Annotated in this window: 15 protein-coding genes; 5 read left to right on the top strand and 10 right to left on the bottom strand. The window is 69.6% G+C overall.

The window, feature by feature from the left end; all coding sequences use genetic code 11:
* Nucleotides 1–9: 9 nt before the first annotated feature.
* The gene (locus tag ACIA5G_RS19585; RefSeq protein ID WP_395925018.1) at nt 10–720 is read right to left on the bottom strand and encodes a LuxR C-terminal-related transcriptional regulator; all 711 of its coding nucleotides are present in this window, start codon (nt 718–720) and stop codon (nt 10–12) included.
* A gap of 284 nt (nt 721–1,004) precedes the next feature.
* Nucleotides 1,005–4,031, bottom strand: coding sequence for a BTAD domain-containing putative transcriptional regulator (locus ACIA5G_RS19590; RefSeq protein WP_395925020.1), 3,027 nt, complete (start codon nt 4,029–4,031; stop codon nt 1,005–1,007).
* Nucleotides 4,032–4,288: 257 nt separating this feature from the next.
* On the opposite strand from ACIA5G_RS19590, the gene ACIA5G_RS19595 reads away from it, so the two are divergent.
* From ACIA5G_RS19595 to ACIA5G_RS19605, 3 genes are all read left to right on the top strand, one after another.
* Nucleotides 4,289–4,813 (top strand): hypothetical protein, encoded by a 525-nt coding sequence (locus tag ACIA5G_RS19595; RefSeq protein WP_395925023.1) that lies wholly within the window; start codon nt 4,289–4,291, stop codon nt 4,811–4,813.
* Complete coding sequence (locus ACIA5G_RS19600) at nt 4,807–5,634, top strand: sporulation-delaying protein SdpB family protein (protein ID WP_395925025.1); 828 nt, start codon at nt 4,807–4,809, stop codon at nt 5,632–5,634. The genes ACIA5G_RS19595 and ACIA5G_RS19600 overlap by 7 nt, the downstream gene beginning before the upstream one ends.
* 517 nt (nt 5,635–6,151) lie before the next feature.
* Nucleotides 6,152–9,175 (top strand): MGH1-like glycoside hydrolase domain-containing protein, encoded by a 3,024-nt coding sequence (locus tag ACIA5G_RS19605; protein ID WP_395925027.1) that lies wholly within the window; start codon nt 6,152–6,154, stop codon nt 9,173–9,175.
* Nucleotides 9,176–9,407: 232 nt separating this feature from the next.
* On the opposite strand, the gene ACIA5G_RS19610 is transcribed toward ACIA5G_RS19605, so the two are convergent.
* From ACIA5G_RS19610 to ACIA5G_RS19630, 5 genes are all read right to left on the bottom strand, one after another.
* Nucleotides 9,408–10,823: a dihydrolipoyl dehydrogenase family protein gene (locus ACIA5G_RS19610; RefSeq protein WP_395925029.1), complete on the bottom strand. Its 1,416-nt coding sequence runs from the start codon at nt 10,821–10,823 to the stop codon at nt 9,408–9,410.
* Nucleotide 10,824: 1 nt separating this feature from the next.
* On the bottom strand, nt 10,825–11,385 hold the full coding sequence (locus ACIA5G_RS19615) for a hypothetical protein (protein WP_395925031.1): 561 nt from the start codon (nt 11,383–11,385) through the stop codon (nt 10,825–10,827).
* Between the two features lie 262 nt (nt 11,386–11,647).
* Nucleotides 11,648–12,241 carry a TetR/AcrR family transcriptional regulator gene (locus ACIA5G_RS19620; protein ID WP_395925033.1) on the bottom strand — a complete coding sequence of 198 codons (594 nt, stop codon included), beginning with the start codon at nt 12,239–12,241 and terminating at the stop codon, nt 11,648–11,650.
* Nucleotides 12,242–12,274: 33 nt separating this feature from the next.
* On the bottom strand, nt 12,275–12,925 hold the full coding sequence (locus tag ACIA5G_RS19625; protein ID WP_395925035.1) for a TetR/AcrR family transcriptional regulator: 651 nt from the start codon (nt 12,923–12,925) through the stop codon (nt 12,275–12,277).
* A 4-nt stretch (nt 12,926–12,929) separates the two neighbouring features.
* Nucleotides 12,930–13,538 carry a TetR/AcrR family transcriptional regulator gene (locus ACIA5G_RS19630; RefSeq protein WP_395925037.1) on the bottom strand — a complete coding sequence of 203 codons (609 nt, stop codon included), beginning with the start codon at nt 13,536–13,538 and terminating at the stop codon, nt 12,930–12,932.
* Between the two features lie 94 nt (nt 13,539–13,632).
* On the opposite strand from ACIA5G_RS19630, the gene ACIA5G_RS19635 reads away from it, so the two are divergent.
* Entirely contained in the window at nt 13,633–14,481 is an 849-nt protein-coding gene (locus ACIA5G_RS19635) for an SDR family oxidoreductase (protein ID WP_395925039.1), read from the top strand.
* Nucleotides 14,482–14,615: 134 nt separating this feature from the next.
* On the opposite strand, the gene ACIA5G_RS19640 is transcribed toward ACIA5G_RS19635, so the two are convergent.
* A complete protein-coding gene (locus ACIA5G_RS19640; RefSeq protein WP_395925041.1) occupies nt 14,616–15,179 on the bottom strand; it encodes a TetR/AcrR family transcriptional regulator in 564 nt (187 codons plus the stop codon).
* A gap of 127 nt (nt 15,180–15,306) precedes the next feature.
* Here ACIA5G_RS19640 and ACIA5G_RS19645 point away from each other — a divergent pair, with 127 nt between their 5' ends.
* Nucleotides 15,307–16,371 (top strand): aldo/keto reductase, encoded by a 1,065-nt coding sequence (locus ACIA5G_RS19645; RefSeq protein WP_395925043.1) that lies wholly within the window; start codon nt 15,307–15,309, stop codon nt 16,369–16,371.
* A 15-nt stretch (nt 16,372–16,386) separates the two neighbouring features.
* Here ACIA5G_RS19645 and ACIA5G_RS19650 read toward each other — a convergent pair whose 3' ends face one another.
* Together ACIA5G_RS19650 and ACIA5G_RS19655 are read right to left on the bottom strand one after the other, a co-directional pair.
* Complete coding sequence (locus ACIA5G_RS19650) at nt 16,387–16,929, bottom strand: cysteine hydrolase family protein (protein ID WP_395925045.1); 543 nt, start codon at nt 16,927–16,929, stop codon at nt 16,387–16,389.
* Complete coding sequence (locus ACIA5G_RS19655; RefSeq protein WP_395925047.1) at nt 16,926–18,257, bottom strand: MFS transporter; 1,332 nt, start codon at nt 18,255–18,257, stop codon at nt 16,926–16,928. The genes ACIA5G_RS19650 and ACIA5G_RS19655 overlap by 4 nt, the downstream gene beginning before the upstream one ends.
* Between the last annotated feature and the right edge of the window lie 10 nt (nt 18,258–18,267).

The following is an 18,267-nucleotide window of genomic DNA, read 5'->3' on the forward strand; positions in this document are numbered from 1 at the left end:
ACCGGGTGGCTACCCGGTCGGTACCGCCGATCCGCTGCTGCCCAGCCACAGTCCGATCGCCTCGGCCCGATCCGCGACCTGGAGCTTGCCGAAGATCCGGGACACGTGGTTGGCCACCGTCTTGGGGGACAGCCGGAGGTTGGCCGCGATGGTGCCGTTGCGCATGCCCAGCACCATGAGCTCGAGCACCTCACGCTCACGCGTGGTCAGGTCGGGGAACAGCACTCCGTGCCGCTCCTGGCAGTTGTCGATCCGGTTGACGATCCGGTCCGCGACGCTCGGCCCCAGCACCGCCTCACCCATGGCCAGTCCCCGCACGGCAAGCAGAACACCGTCGTCGGAACTGTGCTTGAGCAGGTAGCCCCGAGCGCCGGCACGCATCGCCGACACCATGGTTTCTTCGTCGTCGACGGCAGTGAACACGAGAACCGCCGTCGACGGTGTCCCGCGCAGGACCTCCCGGATCCGGGCGCCGACCCCCAGGCCGAGCAGTTCGATGTCCACGACGAGCACGTCGGGCCGGTGCAGCACCGCCAGTCTCAGTGCATCGTGTGCCGTCGCCGCCTCGGCGGCGACGGTGACGTTCCGCGATCTCGACAGCATCGCCCGCAGCCCGTTTCGAACGACCGGCTGCTCATCGGCGAGCACCACGGTCACCATCTCCGGCTCGAATGTTTTGTCGGCGTCTTCCCGTTCCGCGTCAACCCCAGCGCCGCTCACCAGCAACCCACCCCCATTGTCCCGTTGTGACAAGAATGCCGACCGGCGCACTGACATTCACGCCCCCCTTGGCCACATCAGCATCGCGGCGGCACCAGTGGGGGGTCAAGATCCCGGGATCGTCCTGCCCGAAAGTGTGCACAGACTTACGTCGTCGACGATTGATTTCACTGGCTGATCATTCGATCCTGTCCTTTGCTTTTCGTGTTGCACGCTGCTACGGCGACCCTTCCAGCGGGCTGCATCGGAACGACATCCGTCCGATATCCGAAGGCGGATCGCGGTCAGTGCTGCTCGGCCGGAGGACGGACCTCGGCCGGCCGCGCCTGGCAGCGGGTACACCGCGCGTCCGGGTCGCCCGGCGCCGCGAGGTGCGCCCGCGGCTGGTCCGCGTCCGGAGTGGTCCGCGGATAGACGTTCAACGCACGTTCCCAGAGGCGGGCGGCCTGTTCGTGGTCACCCTGACCTGCCGCAACGTGAGCGAGCCCCTCCCACGCCCGCGCCAGTGCCATCGGCAGGTCACCGGTCGAAGCGATCCGCTCCGCACGCTCGAAGACAGGTACCGCGTCCACGGACCTGCCCGCGGCAACGTAAGCCTCCCCGAGGCCGTTGAGGGCCTCGCACTCGGATTCCTGCATCTCCGACTTCCCGGCGGCCTCGCACGCCTGCAACCCGGCGGCGATCGCTTCGCCGAGATTGCCCAGCCGGCGGTGGGTGACCGCCAGCCAGGCCAACGCGGTGACCTCGGCCCGGATGTACCCGGCGGCCCGGCTCAGCGGCAACGCTCGCTGCAACGCGGCCAGCCCCGAAGTGTCGTCACCGTCCAGATGATGCAGCCAGCCCAAGTTGATCAGTGTGACGGCTTCCCTTCCCACCGCCTTCTCGCTTCGGTGGTGCCGCAGGGCCGCCTCGAACAGAAGCCGGGCTTCGCCGTGGCGGCCGGCCTGGGCCAGCGTGAGCGCAAGATCTCCGGTCGCGCCGACTGCGCAGTCCTTGTCGCCCGCGGCATCAGCCAGTTGTCGGGCCTCGAGAAACTGTTGCTCGGCCTCGTCGAGCCTGCCCGCCTCCAGTGCGGACCCGCCCAGGTCCCGGCGCGCCACCGCGGCGGTCGCGAGGTCGCCGCCCGCTTCGCTGAGCCGGACTGCCGACTCGATCAGCTCGCGCACCTGTTCGTGCCGCCCCTGCTCGCCCAAGGCGAAGGCGCTGGTGAGCAGGGCGTACGCTTCGGCGCGCGGATTCCGCAGGTGACGCGCGGCGGAGACCGCCCGTTCCGCCAGCGCGCCGACACCGGTCCGCTGGCCGATCGAAATGAAGTACGGCAACAGCAGGCAGGGCAGCTGCCAGGTGTGCTCCCACCAGCCCCGCTCACTCGCGTGTTCGGTCGCGGCAACCAGGTTGGCGTAGTCGGTGCGCAGACGGGCGATCGCCTCGGCGGGGTTCACCGGCTCCGTTACCGGGCCCACCGTCTCGTCGAGGTCGATGCGAGGCATCGGCCTGCCCGCGGCCAGCGCGGCACACTGCGTCTTGGCGAACCACGCGTAGTAGCCGGCCAAACGTCCGAAGGCCGCTCGAAGGCCGGCCTCGGTGTCCTCGTCGGCCGATCTGGCCCGTACGTAGTCCCGGACCAGGTCGTGGAGGGCATAGCGATCCGGTCCACGTTCGAGGACGAGGCTGCGCTCGAACAGCGACTCGAGAGCGTCACGTGCCTCGGCCGGCGGCACGGCCGCCATCGCCGCCACGGCGCGGGTGTCGAAGTCAGGTCCCGGCACGACGCCGAGCAGCCGGAATATGCGCTGCCTCCGGGGTGGCAGGTCCCGGTAGGACAGCGTGATCGTGGCGGACACACCATCGTCGTCGCCGGTGAAGGTGCGGTCGCGGCCCCGACGATCGCTCAGCTGTTCGGCCAGGTAGGCCATCGTCCACCCCGGGCGGCGGCGGAAGCGGGCCGCGGCGATCCGGAGGGCGAGTGGCAGGTGACCGCAGAGCCGCACCACGGCTTCGGTCGCTCCCGGTTCTGCTTCCACCCGTCCGTCGGCGGCGATCCGGCGGAAGAGCTCGGCCGCCTCCGGCGGTTCCAGCACATCGACGGGCACCGGGACGGCGTCGTCCATGTCCACGAGATGCCGCCTGCTGGTGACCAGCACGAGCGAGCCGGGAACGCCGGTCAGGAGGGGCCGGGCCTGTGCCGCACTGGCGACGTTGTCCAGCACCAGGAGCAGCCGCTTGCCTTCGGCGGCCTTACGCCACTGCCCGAGCCTGGCCGCGGGCTCCGCGGCAACTCGATTCGCGGGCATGCCGCTTTGCCAGAGCAGGGTCTCGAGCGCGACATGGACCGGCATCGGGGGCTCGCCCTCGGTGAACCCTCGCAGATCCACGAACCGGACTCCGTCCGGGTAACGGTCACGCATGAGATCGGCGACCCGGACCGCCAGGGACGTCTTGCCGACGCCGCCCATGCCTTCCAGCACGATCACCGGCGCATGACTGGACGGAGCCGAAGACACCAGCGACAGCACTCGGCCGATGACCGCGGTGCGGCCGACGAAGTGCACGTTCTCCGGCGGCAGGACCGTGCTCGGCCGCGCCGGACCCGGATCCTGGTCCTGATCCGCCCGCAGGACCTCGTCGTGCGCCGCGCGCAGCACGGGGCCGGGGTCGACGCCCAGCTGCTCGGCGAGCAGCCGATGCCCCTGCTCGAAGACCTCGAGCGCGTCGGCGTGCCTACCGACGCGGCGCAAGGCCCGCATCAACGTCGCTCGCAGCGATTCCCGCAGCGGGTACTCCGCGACCAAGGCGACAAGTTCGCCGATGACCGCCTCGACGTCGGCGACCTCAGCCGCCGCCTCGGCATAACGCTCCACGGCGGTCAGCCGCTGTTCGGCCAGGCCGCTGCGGACGGCGTTGATCATCGGGGAGTCGAGGCCGTCGAGCAGCGGCCCACGCCACAGCTTCAACGCGTCGCCCAGCAGCCTCGCCGCCGCCTCCGGTGGCTGGGACACCGCGTTGCCGACCAGCGCCCGGAAGACCGCCAGGTCCAGCTCGTCGTCGGAGGCGCGGACGAGGTAGCCGTGCGGCGTGGTGACCAGGCAATCGCCGACCACCCGCCGGACGCCGGCGGCCGCGTTGGCGACCTGCCGCCGCGCGGTGGGCGGCGGATCGGGCCACAGCTCGTCGATCAGCCGGCCGTGGGGAACCACCGAGTTCGCGCTGAGCAGCAGCACCGCGAGCAGTTTGCGCTGACGTTCGCCACCGAGGGGCACCACCGTGCCCGCGGCGCGCAGTTCCAGTGATCCGAGCACCGCGTAGCGCACGATCGACCACCCCCAAGCATCTCTACCACGTAAATCTCGTCGTGATGGCGTATTGACACCGTAAAATCCGTAGGCTTGTCTGTTAATCACATGCGTCGCCAGAGAGGAGGGGACTTGAAACTTTACTGCGCGCTAGGCGGGCTTCTCGGACTTCTGGTAGTGCTGGTGCTGTTATTGCCCGGCTCCGGCACCGGCCCCGTAGATCCACATCCCGCATCGACCGAATTCACCCAAGCCGACGATCCGCCTCCCATCAGGTGACACAGTCCGACGCGGACATGGCCAGACGCGGATTCGGCTTCACCGCTGCCGCCTTGCTCGTGTTCGTCTCGGTCCTGTCAGTGACCTACCTGCCGGAAAGCACAGTGGGCAAAGCGATCCGCTCCCGGCAGGATGTCGCGGAGCTCCTGTGGCCGATCCGGTGGCACTTCTACACCGGGGAGAGCGATCGCGAATACGTTGTGGCATACCGATTATCAGGAGAACTGCTCGTACCGCTGCTCTCGCCGGCGGTCGAGCGCCAGTGGGGACTGAACCGTTCGGTCTATGGCGATTACGCGCGATTGCGCTCCACCGTGCAGGGAATTCCGTCCGCCACGTGGCATGACTGCGTCGCCGACAACGTCCGGCCATGCGCACAACTACTCGAATCAACACCCGTCACGACGGTTCCCAGCAAACTGCCGCAGGCTTGCGGACATTTTATCCTGGCACTCGAACACGCTTCGGCCGGTGAAGCGCGGCAGATCCGGCGTGTGGCTTCGGTCGACCTGAAGTGTTGAAAGGTCTGCTCACTTTCGAGCCCAGAACGGTGACTCTCGGAGCAGGCCGGTCACTGCTCGCATTGGGCGAACTGCTCACCCTGGTGTTCACTTCCGACCACGACCTGTTTCCCGGGCTCGACGAACGTTGCGGCGGCTTGCGGATGGTCTCCCTGTGGTGCCTGGGGTCCGGCAGCGGATGGCCGGAAGTGGCGCGGTACCTCGCGATCGTCGTGCTGGCCACGGTGGTCATCGGCTACCGGCCGCGATGGACGTGCGTCCCGCACTGGTACATCGCGTTCAGTCTCGGCGCAGCCTTGGTGACACCCAACGGCGGCGAGCAGATCGTGAAGATAGCCGCCTTGCTGCTGATACCGATCCTGCTCGGCGACGATCGGACGTGGCACTGGGCGAAACCACCGGCACCGATGCCCCCTCGATGGCGCGGTGCGGCCGCGGCGGGCCATCTCATGGTGCGCGCGCTGGTCGCCTCGGTTTACTTGCAAGCACTGGTGACCAAACTCGTCGAGGCGGCGTGGCGTGAGGGTCAGGCGATGCACTACGTCCTGCAAGACCCCTACTTCGGGGCGACGCCTTCGATGGCGGCTTTGCTCGAAGGCGCGGTGCCGGCGATGACTTGGGGTGCAATGGTGGCCGAAGCGCTGTTGGCCGTGTCCGCCTTCGCGGGCGACCGGACTCGCGGATGGGCCATCGCCGTCGGCGCAGCACTGCACGTCGCCATCGCAGTAGTGCTCGGGCTGGTCAGCTTCGGATTGACGATGGTAGGCCTGCTGTGCGTGAGCGCGCTGCTGCGGGATCGTCAAGCGACAGCCGGCCCGTAAGCTGTCTTTGGCTTGCCGTACAACGCTGTGCGGTAGACCGCCGCACCACGTCTCGCGGCGGGCGCTCGCGGTCTCGGAGCCAGTCTCGCGAGACCGTTGCTTCAACGCACCGTTCGGCAACTCGACCGCCACCAGCAGCACCAGCGGCGAGCAGGCCGCCACCGCACCGGCCCGACCCACCGCCGCCGCCGCGGCGGGTCTTCCCCAGCTCGACCGTCGCGATCGTCAGCAGACCGTCGGCCAACAGCGGCCAGATCGACGCCGTCACCGTGTCCGCACTGAAACGGAGTGCGAACTCACGTCCGTGGCGACACGAGGCGTACGCCGCGCCGTCGTGCGGCAGCCCGCGCTGAGCGCCGCGCCCAGGATGAGGTCCGGCCGAGCTGATCACCGCCTTGCGGGTTCCCTTTTGAGCGATCCTGAGCGATAGTGGTGGAGTCTGTGTTTTACAACGTTGTAAACCCTCGCGGGAGGCTCGATGCACGGGCGGCTGTCCTGGAGACGTACCCGACGCGGCGTGATCGCGTGGCTGGCCGTGGTCGGCCTCGCCGCGCAGATCGCGCTCACCGGCGTTGCGAACGCGGGTGAGCACACCACGGCGGCTGGGACGCACTTCCTCGACCACGGCTCCTACCTCGCCGGCTTCGCCGATCCTGCCTGGTACGAAACGAACATCCCCTTCGTGGATCTGCCCGACACCACCATGCAGAGCGTCTACTACTACCGGTGGCGCGTCTTCAAGGAACACCTGCGCTACACCAACCCGACCGACGGCTGGATCTCGACGGAGTTCCTCGACTGCTGCGGGTACGCCGCGCCCTATCAGGCGATCAATGCGGCCACCGGGCACCAGCTGACCGAAGGGCGCTGGCTGCGCGATCCGGGTTACGGCCAGGACTACCTCAAGTTCTGGCTCACCGGCCCCGGCGCCGGGGCCAAGCCCGCCACCGAAGACGTCAACCCCGACACCACCGACTGGGCGCATGAATACAGCGTGTGGCTGGCCACTTCCGCCTACGGCCAAGCCCAGGTGACCGGGGATTTCGCGCCGTTGCGGGAGCTGCTTCCGTCGCTCGTGCGCCAATATCGCGGCTGGGACAAGCAGTTCAACGCGGATCTGGGCCTCTACTGGTCGGTGCCCGTCTGGGACGCCATGGAGTTCTCCGCCTCGTCCTACGAGTCACCCAATCCCTACCACGGCGGCGCCGGGTACCGGCCGACGCTCAACTCCTACCAGTACGGCGACGCCGTCGCGATCAGCCGGATCGCGGACTCGGTCGGTGATCGCCGGCTCGCCGCCGAGTACGCTCAGCGGGCCGCGCAGCTCAAGGCCGCCCTGCAGAAATGGCTGTGGGACCCGGAACGCGGCTTCTACTACGCCATGGCCCGGGACGACAACCCGAGCCACCGGTTGTCCGGCAGCCGGGAGCAGATCGGGTTCGTCCCGTGGATGTTCGGGGCCGCCGGCACCGGGGACACCGCGGCTTGGTCGCAGCTGCTCGACCCCAACGGGTTCGCGAGCGCCTACGGCCCGACCACGGCGGAGCGCCGCAGTCCGTTCTTCATGAAGGATGCCGGCAACTGCTGCCGGTGGGACGGGCCGAGCTGGCCCTTCGCCACTTCCCAGACCCTGACCGGGCTCGCGAACCTGCTGGACGACTACCCGGCGCAGGGCTCGATCTCCCGGGACGACTACGCCGCGGCCCTAGCCACCTACGCCCGGACCCAGACCAAGGACGGCAAGCCCTACGTCGCCGAGGCGCACGACCCGGACCGGGACGCCTGGATCTACGACGGCCGCAACCACAGCGAGGACTACAACCACTCCACCTACACCGATCTGGTCCTGTCCGGACTCCTCGGCCTGCGCCCGCAAACCGGGGACACGCTGCAGGTCCGGCCACTGACACCGTCCACATGGGACCACTTCGCGGCCGAAAACGTGCCGTACCACGGGCACAACGTCACCGTGCTGTGGGACCGCGACGGCAAGCACTACGGACAGGGCGCCGGGATGCGGCTCTACGTCGACGGACGGCTCGTCCAGAGCTCCGCGACTCTGCGCAACACCACCATCAACGTCGGCCGCACCGTGCTCCCGCGGCCCGACAACCTCGTCAACGACGCCGCCAACCCGTTGCGCACCGGCTATCCGCGGCCGATCACCTCCTACACCTTCCCCAACGACAACGCGTGGAACGCCCTCGACGGCAAGGTCTGGTACAACGAAGTTCCCGAGAACACACGGTGGACCAACTACGCTTCGCCGAACCCGAGCGACTTCTACGGCGTCGATTTCGGCGCGCCCACAGCGGTCGGCGACATCCGCTGGCACGGCTACGACGACGGTGGTGGGGTCAAACCCGCGGCGGCCTACCGTCTCCAGTACTGGACCGGCTCGGCCTGGCAAGAGGTTCCCGGTCAGGTCCGTGCGCCGGCGGGCCCGGTCGGCAACGGCGTCAACCGCATCACCTTCCCGAGCCTGACCACCAGCAAGGTCCGGCTCGTGTTCACCAACCCGCCAGGCGCCTTTGTCGGCGTCACCGAGTTCCAGTCCTGGACGCCTTCGAGCCCGGACGCCCGGATCGACGTCGGGCCCGCCAACGCCAACGGTGTTGTCACGGTCAGCCGGAGCACACCGCTCGACGTCACGGTGCGCAACACAACGCAGAGCCCGCTCATCTCCCCGCGATTGAGTCTCGCGGTGCCGGACGGCTGGTCGGTCACCCCGGCCGGCCGGCCCGCCGCGGCGATCCCGCCCGGTCAGGCACGGACCTGGACGTTCACGCTGAACGCGCCGCCGGACGCCGCGCCGGGCAGCGCCGCGGCCCTCACCGCGACCGCGTCCTACCGCGGGCCCGCCGGACGCACGGAGAACACGCACCAGCAGCAGGACCTGCAGGTCGCGCACCCGGCCGGCCAGCATGATCCGGTGGGCGCCTGGGCTCTCGACGAAGGCAGCGGCACCACCGCCCACGACAGCGCGGGAACCCACGACGTCACCACGACCGGCGCCCCCGGGTGGGTCCCGGGCGTGACCGGCACCGCCCTTCAGCTCGACGGTTCAGGTCAGTACGCGCAGACGAGCGCGCCGGTCCTGGACACCACCGGCAACTTCTCGGTCGGCGCCTGGGTCCGGCTGGACCGCACGGGTTCGTGGGCGACGGCGGTCAGCCAGGACGGTGATCCGAGCAGCGCCTTCTACCTCCAGTACTCCGCGGCCGACAACCGCCTGGCGTTCTCGACCAGTGCGGGCCGGGCGCTGTCGGACGTCGCCCCCGAACCCGGGCGCTGGTACCAGCTGGTCGGCGTGCACGACGCCGACGCCGGCAGCTACATCCTCTACGTCGACGGCGTGGCTCAGACCAAGACGTGGAACCAACCTGCCGGCGACGCCGCACCCGGCCCGCTCGCGATCGGCCGCGCTGTTTCCGGCGGTAACCACAGCGACTTCTGGCCCGGCAGCATCGACGACGTCCAGGTGTGGAACCGGGTCCTGACCGCGGCGGAGGTGGCGAGCCGGTACCGGGCACCGGCCTAGGCCGAGCCTGCCACCCCGGTCAGGAAGCCCGGCCGTCGTCGGCCGTCTGGAGGCGTTTGATGAGACCCAGTTCTTCCAGGTGCCGGAGCTGGCGGGAAATGGTCAGCGACCTTGAGATCCGGGTGCACGTCCCGACCGTGGTGGTTGTGTCTTCGACAGTCATGACGGAGGACCCATTCCGGGGAAGGACGCGCGCTGGTGTCCCGGTCGGCCGGGACACCAGCCGGACGGATCAGCGGCCGTAGGCTTCGAGCAGCCGCAGCCACACTTCGCTGACGGTCGGGAATGCCGGGACCGCGTGCCAGAGGCGGTCCAGCGGCACCTCGCCGACCACGGCGATCGTCGCCGCGTGCAGCATTTCCGCGACGTCGGGTCCGACGAGGGTGAATCCGACGATCACCTTCCGGTCCTCGTCGACGACCATCCGCGCGTGTCCCTGGTAGCCCTCGGCGTGCACGGCGGACCCGGCGGTGGCGGCGAGGTCGTAGTCGACCACGCGGATCCGCAGCCCGGCGGCCTCGGCGTTGGCCGCGGTCAGGCCCACCGACGAGATCTCCGGTTCGGTGAAGACCACCTGCGGCACCGCGCGTTCGTCGGCGGTCGCCGCGTGCCGGCCCCATTCGCCGTCCTCGACGGCTTCGCCCTTCGCGCGGGCCACGATGACGTCGCCGGCGGCACGCGCCTGGTACTTGCCCTGGTGCGTGAGCAGCACACGCCGGTTGACGTCGCCGGCGGCGTAGAGCCAACCGTCCGCTCCGGCGACTCGCATCGTGTTGTCGACCGTGAGCCAGGCACCCGGCTCGAGGCCGATGGTCCCCAGGCCGATGTCCTGGGTGTTCGGCGTCCGGCCGATCGCGACGAGCAGTTCGTCGGCGTCGAGCTGCTCGCCGGTGGTCAGCGTGATGGACACTGTGCCGTCTTCGTTGCGCTTCACCGCTCCGGCTTCGGCGCCGACGCGTACCGAAACACCCTTGTCCTGCAACGACTTCGCGACCCGCTCGCCGACGAACGGCTCCGCCAGGTGCAGCACGCCGTCCCGGGCCAGCATCGTCACCGACGACCCGAGTTCGCTGAACGCGGTTGCCATCTCCGAGGCCACGACCCCACCGCCGATGATGGCGAGCCGGCCGGGGATCTCCTTCGCCGCAACGGTTTCCCGGCTGGTCCACGGCGCGGCCTCGCGGAGGCCGTCGATGTCCGGGACCAGGGCGCCGCTGCCGGTGGCGACGACAACCGCGTGCCGTGCGGTCAGCGTCGTGACGGTGCCGTCGGCGCCGGTCACCTCGACGACCCGCGCGGAGCTGATCCGGCCGTGGCCGCGGTACAGCGGAATGCCCGCCGACTCGAGCCAGGACACCTGGCCGTCGTCGTGCCAGTCCGAGGCGAAGGAGTCACGCCGGCGCAGCACCGCCGCCACGTCCAGCTCACCGGTCACGGCTTCCCGGGCGCCGGGCACCTGCCGGGCGGCGCGCAGGGCCGCCCCGCTTCGCAGCAGCGCCTTGGTCGGCATGCACGCCCAGTAGGAGCACTCGCCGCCGACCAGTTCCCGTTCGACGATGGCGGCAGTAAGCCCGCCCTGGACGACCCGGTCGGCGAGGTTCTCCCCCACCGGGCCCGCGCCGATGACCACAACGTCGTACGTGGTCATGTCAGTTCCCCTTGGCGGCGCGGCCGAGGCGGATCGCCGAGACGAGGAAGAAGATGCCACCGAGCACGGCGTAGCCGGCCACGTTGGCGAGCGACGGGTTCGCCGCGGAAGCGCCGATGACGAAGTTCGCGCCGGCCAGCACCGAGATGCCGCCACTGAGGATCATCGGCCACTGGCCGCCCAGCTTGCGCCGGCCGAGGGCCACGATCAGCTGCACGAGACCGGCGACGATGGCCCAGGCACCCCAGACCCGCAGCACCGCCGGCACCCCGGAGGCACTGGCGATCGCGATGCCGATGCCCGCGAGCAGGCTGATCGCGATGTTCACGTACAGCCCGCGAGCCGTCCCCGTGGCGCGGGACGAACGAGCGTCCACCACCGCGGCGGCGACGTCGAACAGCGGGTAGAGCACAACCAGGACGACGCCGATCGGCCCGACCGCCGACTTGGAGGTGACGAACAGCAGCACCGCCCAGACGATGGCGAACGCGAACCGCACGAAGTACAGCCGGCGCAGCGCCGGTGCGATTCCGCCGGCGGTGGGTGTGTCAACGGTGGTCACGATGATCCCTTTCGAAGTCGGGCAGGAGAGTGCGGATGCGCTCAATAAGACCGAACGTTCTATCTCATTTGAGCATGTCCGCCGGTTCCCGACTTGTCAAGACCGAACGTTCTATCTCAATTCTTACGTCTGACTGCCGTCGGCCGGCAACGGACGGCCGACGGGGACGGCCCCACGTCCGGCTCTTTCAGGTGGCCGGGGCGAATACCTGACATATGGAGCGTTCATTACACCGCACACTGCAACGGCCGTCCGCCAAGCGCTACTTTGCCGCGGAGTTGATGCGGAACTGCAGGATCCCGTCGACTCCCTGGAGGAACGTGTCGGAGACCTCGGCCGGGTCCGACAGGCAGCCCGCCGCCATCGCGCCGTCCCGGAGCATCACGAAGTGCCGGCCCGCGAGGCCCGGCGGCGTTTTCCCGACCTGCGCGAGCAGGTCCGTGATGGTGCGCAGGAACCACTCGCGGTGCGCGAGGACGGTTTTGTGCACGGGATGCTCGGGGTCCGGGTACTCCGCCACCGCGTTGAGGAACGCGCAGCCGCGGAAGTGCGCCGACCGGATGCCTTCGGTGATCGACTTGGCGATGGCACGCAGGATGTCGGCCGCCGAAAGGCCGCTGGCGAGCGCCTTGTCGACCCCTTCGCGCTCCATCTCGTGGACACCCTGCAGGTAGGCGACAACAAGGTCGTCCTTGCTGGGAAAGTGCCGGTACAGCGTGGCGCGGGTGACCTTCGCCTCCGCGACCACCCGGTCGATCCCCACGGAGTGCAGACCCTCCGCGTAAAAGATCCGGGTGGCCGTCGCGAGCAACCTCGACCGCGCTTCGGACACCTGGCCTCGAGCGTTGTGCACCATCAGACGAAGAGTAGCAGATAGAACGGTCAGTCTCTACGTCGTCCCGCCACGATGCGCCGTGCCGCCCCGGTGCTCCGCCAGCCCCCGGATCAGGGCGACGAACGGGACGACCTGCGAGCTGTAACTCATGTCGTCGAAGCTGTTGGTCACCGAAAGGCCGTCCGTCAACGCGCACCCCAGGACGGCCAGCTGCCGGACGAGGGCCTCGTTGTTCTTGCCGCCGTTCGGCGCGAAGATCGGGGTGAGCGCGTCCACCCAGGACGCGTGCGCGTAGTCGCGGATGCGGCGCACGGTCACCTGGACGGCCTCGGCGTCCTTCTGCGGGCCCACGCTGATGGCGACCAGGAGCCGGAGGTAGTCCGGCCGGCGGTCGAGCGAACTGCAGGCCGCCGAGAACCACGCTTCGAGCCGCTCCAGCGGCGCCAGGTCGTCGAACGAGGACGGGTTGGGGAACAACGCGTGCAGCTCGTCGAAGGTGCGCTCGAGCAGCGCCGCCAGGACACCGAGCTTGCTGCCGAAGTGGTAGTAGATCGAGCTGGGCGGGAGGCCGGACTGCGTGCACAGCTCCGAGATGGCCATGCCGTCGTAACCCTTTTCGCCGACGAGGGTGCGCGCCGCGTTCAAGATGACTTCGCGACTGGTCAGACCGGCAGCGGTCGGCGCGGAGCCGGCATCCCTCACCATGCGGTCATGGTAGGTCCGCCTCGCCGTCACTCCCCGCCGGGCGCGCGGCCACGTCCTTGGTCAACGTGTCCATCAGCAGGTCGACGAGCCGGCCGGCCTGGGCCGGCGTGCCGTGCCGGACCGAGTAGGCGATACCGCCCATGAGCAGCAGCACGAGGTCCGGCGTGAGGTCGGTGCGCAAGGTGCCGTCCCGGGCGCCGGCGTCGAGCAGGGTGCCGACCGCGCCGGTGAGCAGCGTCAGGCTGTCGGCGAACGGATCGGCTCCGGAGGCGACGACGGCGTCGAGCGCCGCGGACATGCCGCTCTTGGCCGCGGCGTAGTCGAGGAAGTGGGCCACCCACCGGCGGGTGGCCTCGGCGGCCGGGTGCCGGGCGACCAGCTCGGCGACCGTCTCGCACACCCGGGCGAGCTGGTGCTGGTAAGCGGCTTCGACCAGGGCTTCCCGGGTCGGGAAGTGCCGGTAGAGCGTGCCGACGCCGACCCCGGCCCGCTGGGCGATCGCCGCCGGCGCGGTGTCGAGGCCGTCCTCGGCGAACGCCTGCGCGGCGACCTCCAGGAGGCGGGCCCGGTTCCGGAGCGCGTCACTCCTGGTCCGGCGGGGCGCGGTGGCCATACGAGTTCCTCTCTCGCTTGCATACCGGAATGAGTTCCGCTTAGAGTCGTTAGCGGAACTCATTCCGGTTAGCATCCTACGACGGGAGACTCACATGTCCGTTCCGGACAAGCCAGTGCGCCACTGGTTCATCACCGGCGCGTCCGGCGGGCTGGGCCACCACATCGCCGAGCAGGCGCTGCGGCACGGCGACCGCGTCACCGCCACCGCCCGCGACCGGACGGCGCTGGACGACCTGGCCGCGGCCCACGGCGACCGGCTGACCGTGGAAACGCTGGACCTCACCCAGCCGGCCTCGGTGACCGCCGTGGTCGACCGGACACTGCGGTCCGGCCCGGTGGACATCGTGGTCAACAACGCCGGGTACGCGGTGGTGGGCGCCGCCGAGGAGATGACCGTCGAGCAGGTGCGGGACCAGGTCGAGGTGCTGCTGCTCGCCCCGATGCTGATCACGCGGGCGTTCCTGCCGTCGATGCGTGAGCAGGGCGGCGGCCGGATCATCCAGATCTCCAGCATGGGCGGCCAGGTCGCCATCCCCACGCACAGCGCCTACCACGCGGGCAAGTGGGGACTCGAAGGCTTCAGTGAAAGCGTCGGCCGGGAAGTCGCCGATTTCGGCATCCACGTCACCATCGTCGAGCCCGGCGGCACCCGGACCGGCTTTGCGTCAGCCCTGCGGTACACCGAGGAAACGGCCGCCTACCGGGACAACGCCGTCGGCCGGACCCGGCGCAGGCTCGAAGCGATCAGCGACGACGTCCTGACCGGCGATCCGGCGAAGCTGGCCGCCGTCGTCTACCGGACCACCCGCGACCCGAACCCGCCCTTGCGCCTCGCCCTCGGGTCCGACACTTACCACGCCGTCCACACGGCACTGAGCGAACGCCTCACCGCCCTCGAAGCCCAGAAGGACCTCGCGGCGACGGTCGCCTTCACCGTGTGACCCGGCTGCGTCAGGCGACACGCGGCGGAAGCGGAACGCATCGCCGAAGCGTTCGTGGCCCTCTGCGACGGTTACACGCAGCAGCTCGCCGTGCGCACTGTGGCTGACGCTATGTAGCGTTCGCTCCGACGTTCTCAGTGCGGCCGCAGCCCGTCGACGACAACGGTGAGCATCCGGTCGAGCTGGGCGCGCTGCTCGGGGGCGCCGGCCACCGAGAGCACGCCGGCGAGGATGCCGCCGACGTCGACCGGGTTGATGTCACTGCGCAGTTCTCCCGCTTCGGCGCCGGCCTCGAGCACCATCTCCAGGATCTGCTGGACCTCGTCGCAGACCGGTCCGGTGCCGAAGCGTCCGGAAGCGCTCATCGCGACCAGGGCTTCGCAGATGCCACGCCGTTCACCAGCCCACTCGGCGAAGCGGCGCATCCAGGCATGAAGAGCTTGCGCGGGCCGCTCGGTGGCCAGCAGGACTTGCGCGTCGTCGCGCAGCGGGCGGATCTGGTCGCGGTAGACCTCTTCGACCAGGTCCTCCCGGGTGGGGAAGTGCCGGTAGAGGGTGGCGCTGCCCACTCCCGCGCGTTTGGCGATCGCGTCCAGCGAGATCGGCCGCCCGGAGGCGAACGCTTCGGCGGCCGTGGTGATCAGGTGCTCACGATTGCGCTGGGCGTCGGCGCGCAGGGTGCTCCGTGGCGGTGTCATGACCTTCGCAATCGGGGTGCCGGGTCGAATCGGGGACGTCTCCGTTTAGTGTACCGTGACGAAAGCGGAGACTCCCCCACTTATCCGGAGCGGGCCGCACACTCGAACCGCAACCACAGGAGAACCGATGTCACTCACCCTCGACACCTACCGCCGGCTGGGCCGGTCCGGCCTGCGGGTCTCGCCGCTCGCGCTCGGGGCGGCCACCTTCGGCAACGACTGGGGCTGGGGCGCGGAGCAGGACGAGGCGCGAAAGTTGTTCGACCTCTACGTCGACCGTGGCGGGAACTTCATCGACACGGCGGTCACCTACACCAACGGCACGTCGGAACGGATGCTCGGTGAGTTCGCCCGGGACCGGCGGGACAGCCTGGTCCTGGCCACCAAGTACACCACCCTGCGCCTCCCCGACGACCCCAACTCCGGTGGCGCGAGCCGGAAAAGCCTCTTCGGCGCGGTCGAAACCAGCCTGCGGCAGCTGAACACCGACTACCTCGACCTGCTCTACCTGCATGTGTGGGACCCCACGACCTCCGTGGAAGAGATCCTTCGCGGTCTCGACGACCTGGTCCGGCAGGGCAAAGTCCTCTACGTGGCCATCTCCAACACCCCGGCCTGGCAGATCGCCCGTCTGCAGACGATCGCCGACCTGCGCGGCTGGTCGCCGCTGGTGGCACTGCAGCTGGAGTACAACCTGGTGGAGCGCACCGGGGAACGCGACCTGATCCCGATGGCACAGGAGCTCGGACTGGGCACGGTTCTGTGGTCACCGCTGGCGGGCGGCGTGCTCACCGGCAAGTACAGCCGCCAGGACCTGATCACGCCGCCGTCCGGCCAGGGCGAAAGCGCTCGCAAGAGTTTCAACGTCGCCCTCGGCGGAGTGACCGAGCGCAACCTCGCCATCGTGGACGTGGTCAAGGAGGTGGCCGACGAGCTGGGCCGCACGCCGGCTCAGGTGGGGCTCGCCTGGACGCTGCAGAACCCCGGCGTGACGGCGCCGGTCATCGGGGCTCGGACGGCCGGGCAGCTGGAGGAGAACCTCGGCGCGCTGGAAGTCGAGCTCACCGCCGCTCAGCTGGCGCGCTTGGACGAGGTCAGCGCGATCGACCTCGGCTTCCCGCACGCCATGCTCGCGAGCGACCACATCCGGGTCCAGACCCGCGGTGACCTGAAGATCCAGGCCCGCCGCTGACGACCGGGCCACCGCTCACCGCCAGTCGGCGCAGCGCCTGACCTCGAATCCCCGGCCGGGAAAGACCTTCTCCAGGAAGAACTCGTGGACGGCCGGGTCGCCGTCGGCGCAGGCGTCGGCGAGCACGGTGACCCGGTAACCGCGGTCGGCCGCGTCGTAGGCCGTCGCGGCGACCATCGCGCTCGTGGCCACACCGGCGAGGACCACCGTGTCCACACCGCGTGCCCGGAGCACCAGATCCAGGTCCGTTCCCACGAACGCGCTCGTCCGGCGTTTGCGCACGACAACGTCCTCGCTGTGCACCGGCAGGTCGAGCTTGATGCCGGGCGAGCCCTCGTGGAACGTGTCCCCCGCTTCGTGGAAGGAGGCGAACAGGGCGTTGCCGGGTGGCAGGTCGGCGCGGTTGACGCGGAACGCGGTGTGGATGTGCACCACCAGCGCTCCGGTGGCGCGGACGCGCGGCAGCAACTCCTCCAGCGGCGGCAAAACCTGGCGCGCGAACCCGTAGTTCCCGGTGATGCCTCGCTGCAGGTCGCCGACGACGAGTGCGGTGGTCATGAGGTCAGCTTCCCATCAAGACGCTCCACGCGGCGGCCGACCGTCACCAGGACGACGAGCCCGGCCACCATGATCACCGCGATCGCCAGGAGCGCGTAGGTGAAACTGCCGGTGGCGGTCTTGATCGCGCCGGTGAAGTACGGGCCGACGAACCCGCTGAGATTGCTGACGGAGTTGATCAGCGCGATGCCGGACGCCGCCGCGGTGCCGGTCAGCCCGATCGCCGGGATCCGCCAGAACTGCGGCATCGCGGTGTAGATCCCGGCCACGCTCAGGCAGACCGCCAGGATGAACACCGGCCCGTTGCCGGCGAAGGTGGCCAGCAGCAGCCCGGCGGCGCCGACCGCCATCGGGACGCCGGTGGCGAACACCGCCGTCCGGCGGCCGGCGACGCGGACCCAGGCGAGCATGGCCAGCGCGGCGACGAGGTACGGGATCCCGGACAGCAGCACGCTGCCGACGTCGGCGGCGCCGCCGATGCTGTGCGTGATCGTGGTGATCATCGTGGGCAGGAAGAACGCGAGCGGGTAGAGGCCGAACACGACGGCGAAGAAGGCCACCGCGAGCGCCCAGACCCGGCCGCTGGTCAGCGCTTGGCGAAGCCCAGTCAGTGCGCCGTGGCCGCGTTGTTCCTCGGCCTCCGCGGCGAGCGTCCGCTCCACTGTGGACTTCTCCGCGTCGTCGAGCCAGCGCGCGTCGGCCGGCCGGTCGGGCAGGAACACGAAGATCAGGATCCCGATGAGGATCGTCACCACGCCCTCGACGAGGAACAGCGAGCGCCAGCCGGCGATCCCGAACAGGTTTTGGCCCCAGGTGAGCAGAGCCGCGGCCAGCGGGGAGCCGACGATCGAGGACACCGGGATCATCAGGAAGAACCCGGTCAGCGCCCAGGACCGCTGCCGTCGGGGGAACCAGTACGTCAGGTACAGCAGGATCCCGGCGGCCAGGCCCGCTTCGGCGAACCCGAGCGCGAGCCGCGCGATGTAGAGCGCCGCCGCGGAGTCGACGGTCGCCGTCAAGCCGGTGACCAGCCCCCACGTCAGCATGATCCGGGTGATCCACTTCCGGGCCCCGAACCGGCGCAGCGCGAGGTTGCTCGGCACCTCGACGATGATGTAACCGATGAAGAACAGGCCCGCGGCCAGGCCGACCTGCCCGCTGTCGAGGTGCAGGTCGCGCGACATCGGCGCGGCGACGTACCCGAGGTTGGCGCGGTCGACGTAGCTCATCACGTAGGCGACGCCGATCAGCGGGATGATCCGGGTGCCGACCTTGCGCCAGGTCCGGCCGGTCACGGTGGCCGGTGTGGTGCCGAGAGCGGAGTCCATGCGGTGTCCT

This window comes from Amycolatopsis sp. NPDC051758, assembly GCF_044453095.1.
Classification (GTDB): domain Bacteria; phylum Actinomycetota; class Actinomycetes; order Mycobacteriales; family Pseudonocardiaceae; genus Amycolatopsis.